Source organism: Paenibacillus sp. cl6col (assembly GCF_900102125.1).
GTDB lineage: Bacteria > Bacillota > Bacilli > Paenibacillales > Paenibacillaceae > Paenibacillus_B > Paenibacillus_B suaedae.
Genome location: NZ_FNAZ01000025.1, coordinates 1 through 7,348, shown reverse-complemented (window position 1 = coordinate 7,348; position 7,348 = coordinate 1). Strand labels below are relative to the sequence as shown.

At 51.3% G+C, this 7,348-nt stretch carries 2 protein-coding genes; both read right to left on the bottom strand.

Features of this window, described 5'->3' with window-relative positions:
• A partial coding sequence (locus BLS15_RS28315; protein WP_139170740.1) for a non-ribosomal peptide synthetase occupies window positions 1-5,213 on the bottom strand: 5,213 nt, incomplete at its 3' end.
• A 261-nt stretch (window positions 5,214-5,474) separates the two neighbouring features.
• Window positions 5,475-7,348 (bottom strand): condensation domain-containing protein (locus tag BLS15_RS28310; protein WP_254777422.1); only part of this gene is annotated, 1,874 nt, incomplete at its 5' end.

The following is a 7,348-nucleotide window of genomic DNA, read 5'->3' as shown; positions in this document are numbered from 1 at the left end:
GCATGATCTTCCAGTGCCACCACGGTCGCCTCCTGTACCGCCGGTACATGCAAGAGCTGCGATTCCACCTCGCCCAGCTCAATGCGGAAGCCCCGAATTTTTACCTGATGGTCGCTTCGGCCCACATACTCAATGCTGCCGTCTGGAAGCCAGCGCGCTACGTCACCTGTCTTGTACAGCCGCTCACCAGGGGCGAACGGGTTATCTAGGAACTTCTCCTCAGTTAAGTCCGTTCTTCCCCAGTACCCGCGTCCGACACATGCCCCAGATACGTAGAGCTCACCCTTCACGCCGATCGGCTGCAGCTCGAAGCTGTCGTTCACGATGTAAATGCTCGTGTTCGCGATCGGCTTGCCGATTGGCGGCAGACCAACCTCGATAACTTCCGGCGTCATCGTATAGGTCGTCACGACATGAGTCTCCGATGGCCCATAATGGTTATGCAGGCAGATATCGAGTCGCTTCAAGCACGCCTGCACTTGCGGTGTCACGACCAACTGCTCGCCCGCCGTAATGATATGGCGAACGCAGCGCGGGAACGCTTCTGCCCACTCCGGCTCGGCGAAGATGAATTTCAGGAACGCCACTGGAATGTACATCACGTCGATTTCATGCTTTTCGATTTCCTGGAACAAGCGTACCGGATCCTTGCGCATCTCATTGTCGACCATATACAAGCTTCCACCGAACAGGAGCGCTGAGAACATTTCCTGATAGCATACATCGAAGCTGCCAGACGCATATTGCAATATCCGCGAAGGCATCGGAATGTTCGTGCCATTCTGCTGATAATGCAGCAGGTTAACCATGTTGCCGTGCTCCAGCATGACCCCTTTCGGATTGCCCGTCGTGCCGGATGTGTAGATGATATAGAGCAGGTTGGACGGTTTGCTGCCATTCGGTACGTCAGCTCCGTCGCCTTGGTACAGAGACTTATCGCGTACATCAATTAGGCGGACGTCATCAGAAATGATCCCTGGTAGCTCCGATTGCGCCAAAACCAGCTTAGCCCCGCTGTCTGCCAACATGTAGCGAATACGCGTCTCTGGATATTCGGGATCGATCGGTACGAATGTGCCCGATGCTTTGAGTACGGCTATCACTGCGACGACTGTATCCAGCGTTCGCTCGACAATAATGCCGACAGGCTGCTCTGCGGTCACCCCATACTCACGCAGCTTCCACGCTAGCTGATTCGCCTTACGGTTCAGCTCTCCGTAGCTTAATTGCTCGCTGCCAGAGACGACAGCAACAGCATCCGGTGTCCGCTCCACCTGTTCCGCAAACAGTTCATGAACCGTCTTGTCACTTGAGTACTCCATAACCGTACCATTGAATTCATGTTGCAGTTGAGCCTTCTCCTCGCTGGTTACCATTTGCAGTGATGAGATTGCTGCTTGCGGATTATGAGTCATGCTTCCAACGACCTGCAGGAAATGGCCGCAAAGCCTTTCAATGGTCGATCGATTGTACAATGCTGTTGCATACTCCATGGTGCAGTAGAGTCCATCGCCATCTTCTGTTACGGTCAGATTCAAGTCGAACTTAGCCATGCCGTATTCAGCACCGTATGGCTTCACCTGAAGACCATCCAGATCGAATTCCCGATGCTCTGTATTCTCAAGGGCGAACATCGTGTCGAACACCGGATGACGACTCATATCTCGCGAAATTTGCACGTTCTCCACGAGTTCCTCGAACGGATAGTCCTGATGCTCGAACGCTCCCAGCGTCGTTTCTTTGATTTCCTCCAAGTAGGTAAGCACAGACTTGGTTCCTGAAGGATAATTGCGAATCGCCAGCGTGTTGACGAACATACCGATAAGCGGCTGCACATCGTCATGCGTTCGACCCGCAATCGGTGTTCCTACAACAATGTCTTCCTGGCCTGAATACTTGTGAAGGATGATCGTGTATGCCGCTAGCAGCACCATGTACAAGGTCGTTCTCGTATCGGCGGCTAATTTCCTCAATTCTTGGCTCTGCTCGCGATCAAGCGAGAACTCGAACAGCGCACCATCATGACTCTGTACAGCAGGACGTACATAATCAGTAGGCAGCTCAAGCACAGGAAGTACGCCTTCCATTTGCTGCAACCAATAAGTTTCTTGGCGCTTCAACTGCTCGATCTGCTCCTCGGAACGTTGCCACGCAGCAAAGTCCTTGTACTGAATGCGAAGCGGCTCAAGCTCATTCCCACTGTATAAGCTTGTGAATTCCTCGATCATAATGCCAATTGACGTGCCGTCCGAAATGATATGGTGCATGTCGAACAGGAGAATGTGACGCTGAGGAGCAAGCTCAATCAGCCCCGCCCTGAACAGTGGCGCTGTGGACAGATCGAAAGCGCGAATGAATTGCCGGATTTGCTCCTCGACTTCCGACCTTTCCAGGGCTGACATCTCTTCCACTACAAAATCAACAGTCGGATAAATGCGCTGCACAGGTTCTCCATTCACCATTTCAAAGCCGGTGCGAAGCGTTTCGTGACGTGTGATCAGCTGACGGAAAGCATACTCCAATCGGTTCCGGTCAACATCACCCTCAAGCAGTAATGCCCCTGGCATGTTATAGCTCTGCTCAGCTCCTTCCAGCTGATGCAAAATGAACAATCGCTTCTGCACCGAAGATACCGGATATACATCCTTCTCCTCAACTGTCGGGATGGGTGCGAATTTGCGTCCTTGAGCATCTTCCATGAGCGCGGCCATCGCTTCCAAAGTAGGATTGCGGAACACATCGCGCAGAGACAGGCTGATATTCTCTTCTTTGTGCAGCTTGCTGACCAGTGTCGTCGCTCGTAATGAATGGCCGCCCAGCTCGAAGAAATGATCCTTTGCACCGACTCGGCTTAGACCGAGCACTTCCTGCCAGACTCTCGCAAGCCGAATTTCCTGTTCACTTCTAGGCGCCACATATTCCGTCTCTGCTTGTACGTGCTCTTCCGGTTCTGGCAGGGCTTTGCGATCTACCTTGCCGTTAGTCGTCAACGGCATCTGTTCAAGCTGAATGAAGTATGCCGGAATCATATAACTAGGCAGTTCATTGGCAAGCATTGTTCTAATCTCGCCTGCAGGAAGCAGACGATCTGCTACATAATATGCGCACAGCTGCTTCTCTCCGTCCTCGTGGCCTCGGACGACAATCGTCGCCTTCTGAATCGGCGCCACTTTGAGCAGCTGCGCCTCTACTTCCCCAATCTCGATGCGATGACCTCTGATTTTCACCTGATCATCCATTCGGCCAACATATTCAATCGTTCCGTCCGACAGCCATCTCGCCAAGTCCCCAGTACGATACATGCGCTCTCCCGGTACGAACGGATTATCAACGAATTTCTGTGCAGTCAGTTCTGGACGGTTCAAATATCCGCGAACTAACCCTTCTCCCGCTACACACAGCTCACCGGATACCCCTATCGGCTGTAAATCATTTCGTTCATTGACGATATAAATGGCTGTATTACTAATTGGACGACCGATAGGTACACTTACGGCTCGCTCCGGAATCTCTGTCACATCATGCCATGTCGCATATACCGTGCTTTCAGAAGGGCCGTAGGCATGCTTCAGTCTTCCCGGACCTGTCTGTTCAAGTGCTTTACGGACATGCGCGACAGAGGAGCGCTCGCCTCCGAACAATATCGCGCGGATATGACGCAGGCAGGATACGTTTACGTCAACAAGAACATTGAAATAAGCGGTAGTAATCAGCATGACCGATATTTGCTCCGTTTCGATCAGCTCCGCCAGCTTGCGTGCATCAAGCAATGTATGATGAGGAACAAGAACCAGTTGGGCCCCATTCGTTAATGCCCCGAAAATATCGAATGCGGAGCCATCGAAAGAATAACTCGATAATTGCAGTACCTTATCCTGCTCCGTAATTTCGATATAGTTGGTATTCTTCACGATGCGTACGATATTGCGGTGTGTCGTCAGGTTACCTTTGGGATTACCCGTTGTCCCCGAAGTGTAGATGACGCAAGCCAAATCTACAGCTGTACTCTTCGATTCCAACTTCGAAGCATCCTCATGATAAGACTGCTCATCGTCAAGTATAAGGAGTCTAGCTGCTGATTCCGTATTTGGCACACGATTCTGCAAATGCTGCTGAACCAGAATGACACGAGCACCCGAATCTTCCAGCATGTAGCGAACGCGCTCCTCCGGATATTCCGGATCAATCGCGACGTAGCCGCCTCCCGCCTTCAAAACGGCAAGCATCCCAACAATCATGTCGATCGATCTTTCAGCCATGAGCCCAACTAGTGCTTCTGGCTGCACACCTTCAGATCTAAGTGTTCTGGCAAGGCGATTCGCCCGGGTATTCAGCTCACGATACGTCAGCTTGGTATCTTCATAAGAAACCGCGATTGCCTCTGGCTGTCGCTCCGCATGTTCCTCAATGAACTGATGTAGCGTTGCTTGACGAGGGAAATCCGTCCACACATCATTAAATTCATGAAGGAGGCGCTGCTTCTCATCTTCGGACAATAACACGGCATTGCCGATAGGCTGGTCCGGCTGGAATAACACAAAATGAAGCAGTCGGAAAAAATGTTCGAATAGAGTAGCAATATAGGAGGCGTCATAGCGGCTTTCATCATAAAGCACCTCCAAATGAAGGCCATCGTCCTTCGCATCGAATCGGAATATGACGTCAGAGCTGACACTAAGGTCGATAGAAGCGGTATGTATGGCTGAATAAGACACTATCGTATTCATCACCGGAAGTCCGTTCGTGTCCATCTCCAGGTTTAGGTTGTGTACCATCTTCCGAAACGGAAGATGACGATGCTCCAATGCTCCTCCGACAGCTGTCTTAATTGACCCCAATACGGAACGGAAGCTGCTTCCGCGTGTCAAATTCGTCTTCATAATGAGTACGTCACGAGGTGATGACTCATCATCCGATTCATCCATCGTCGGCATGCCTACAAGCACATTTTCTCGGTTCGTATAATGGTGGAGCAAGCAAGTGGCCCCTGCCAATCCAATCATGTACAGGGCAATATCCGAACCGTTCGCAAGGGTGTTCATTCTGTCTGACAGATCTGTTGGGAGTGCTCGGATCATAGACACTTTGGCGGCTTTCGTATCCGCGTTCGCTTCTCTTCCGTGTGTACTGCAATATGGCAAGATGCTCATGCTGTCATCCGAATCAAACATCCCATTCCAATAGGCTTCTTCTTTCTCATATACCGACTTCATTCGTGAACCTCCCTGTCTTAACGGGTGTAATGAAATAGGAGAGCGCGTTCCTGCAGCGGCCACGCGCTCCCGCAATTACACAGTTCCAAGCTCAGCATGTATCGCTTGTGTACATGTACAAATGTAGAACAAGGTTGTGCACCTAGTTAACCAAATTGATAGAGCTGCAACCCTAGCTATGATCGTTAGATAAGCGCGGTTTCTCAGTGTGGAGGCGGTAAGGCGTTGCTGCCTTACCGCAATACCTGCTGCCAGCACATTTTAGAACGCGAACTCGATCGTATCGATCTTGCTCTTTTCCTGTGTCTGCTGTCCACTTATCGAAATATCTTGAATGCGGATGCGAGGGTTCTCGCATACTTGGGACAGGATTGACAAGTAATCTCTCATCATTCTGTGTATGCCAGCTGCTTTGAACAGCTTGGAAGCATACAAGAAGCTTCCCTTCATCCCATCGTCTTCTTCCGATACAGACAGCGTCAGATCGAACTTCGCGCTGACCGAGTCATTTGTCACGTAAGGCGATATCGTCAATCCACCAATTCCGGCTTCACGCTCCTCCGTATTCTGGAGGACGAACACCGTATCGAACAGCGGATTGCGGCTTGTCTCCCACTGCAGCTTCAAGAGGTCAATCAGTTCCTCGAATGGATACTCCTGATGTTCGAATGCCCCTAATGTTGACTCCTTCACCTCTGCCAAGAACGATTGGAACGTTTTATCGCCCTGCGGACGGTTACGAATCGCGAGGGTATTGACGAACATACCGATCAATGGCTCCAAATCGGCATGATTGCGACCCGCAACAGGAGTACCGACAATAATGTCTTCCTGACCGCAATATTTGGATAACAGAATCTGATAGGCGGACATTAAGACCATGTACAGCGTGCACTCATGATTAGAAGCAAGTTGGTTCAGCTGGCCCGTCACAACCGGGTTAATTTCGAATTCGATCTGCTCCCCTTCGAAGCTGCGAACCGCCGCTCTATCATAATCCAACGGCAACTCTGTGTTCGGAAGATCGCCTTGCAGCATACTCATCCAATAGTCTTCTTGGTGCTTCAGCCTCTCAAGATTCTCACTCGCCTGCTGCCATACCGCATAATCCTTGTACTGGATACGCAGCGGCGGCCGTTCTTCATTCGCATACAATCGAGTAAATTCATCAACTAAATTGCTCATTGAGGCACCGTCAGAAATGATATGGTGCATATCAAAGACGAGAATATGCCGATCCTGCCCAACTTCGAACAACCCGACCCGCAATAATGGCGGATGCTCCAGGTCGAACGGTCGGATAAATTGTCCAATCATCTCCGGAACTTCGTCCTCGGATACCTGTCTGTAGTCAATAGCGAATTCCGTATTGCGATGGATACGCTGCATCGGCTCGCCGTCTACCATCTCAAAGCCAGTACGTAAAGTCTCGTGACGAGCGATGAGCTTCAAAAATGCTGTCTGGAATTGATCTCGATTCAGCTGTCCTTCAAGCACCAGCATGCCAGGCATATTGTAGCTGAGCTCGCTTCCTTCCAGCTGGCTCATGATATAGAGTCGCAACTGAGCCGAAGATAACGGGTAGTATTCTTGCTCCTCGGCAATCGGAATGGCTGTATACCATGAGGTCTCCATTTGCGAGATTGCTTGAGACATCTCCTCGATAGTCGGATGACGGAACACACCTCTTAACGGGAAGTTGACGTTCATTTCCTTGTACAGCCTGCTCACCAGCGTCGTTGCCCGCAGCGAGTGGCCGCCCAGCTCGAAGAAGTTGTCCTTCACGCCTACGCTCGGTAACCCCAATACATCCTGCCAAATGCGTGCAAGTCTTGCTTCCGTATCTGTACGCGGCGCGACATACTCCGTTCCAGTCTCAATGCCGCCTTCTGGCTTCGGCAGCGCTCTCCGATCGATCTTCCCATTCGGCGTCAGCGGCAGCCGCTCCAACTGTACGAAGTAGGACGGAATCATGTAGCCTGGCAGTTCCTGCGACAATACTGCCCGCAGCTCGCCCGCCGTGAGCGAGCGCTCTGCTGTGAAATACGCGCACAGCTGCTTCTGGCCCGCATGATCTTCCAGTGCCACCACGGTCGCCTCCTGTACCGCCGGTACATGCAAGAGCTGCGATTCCA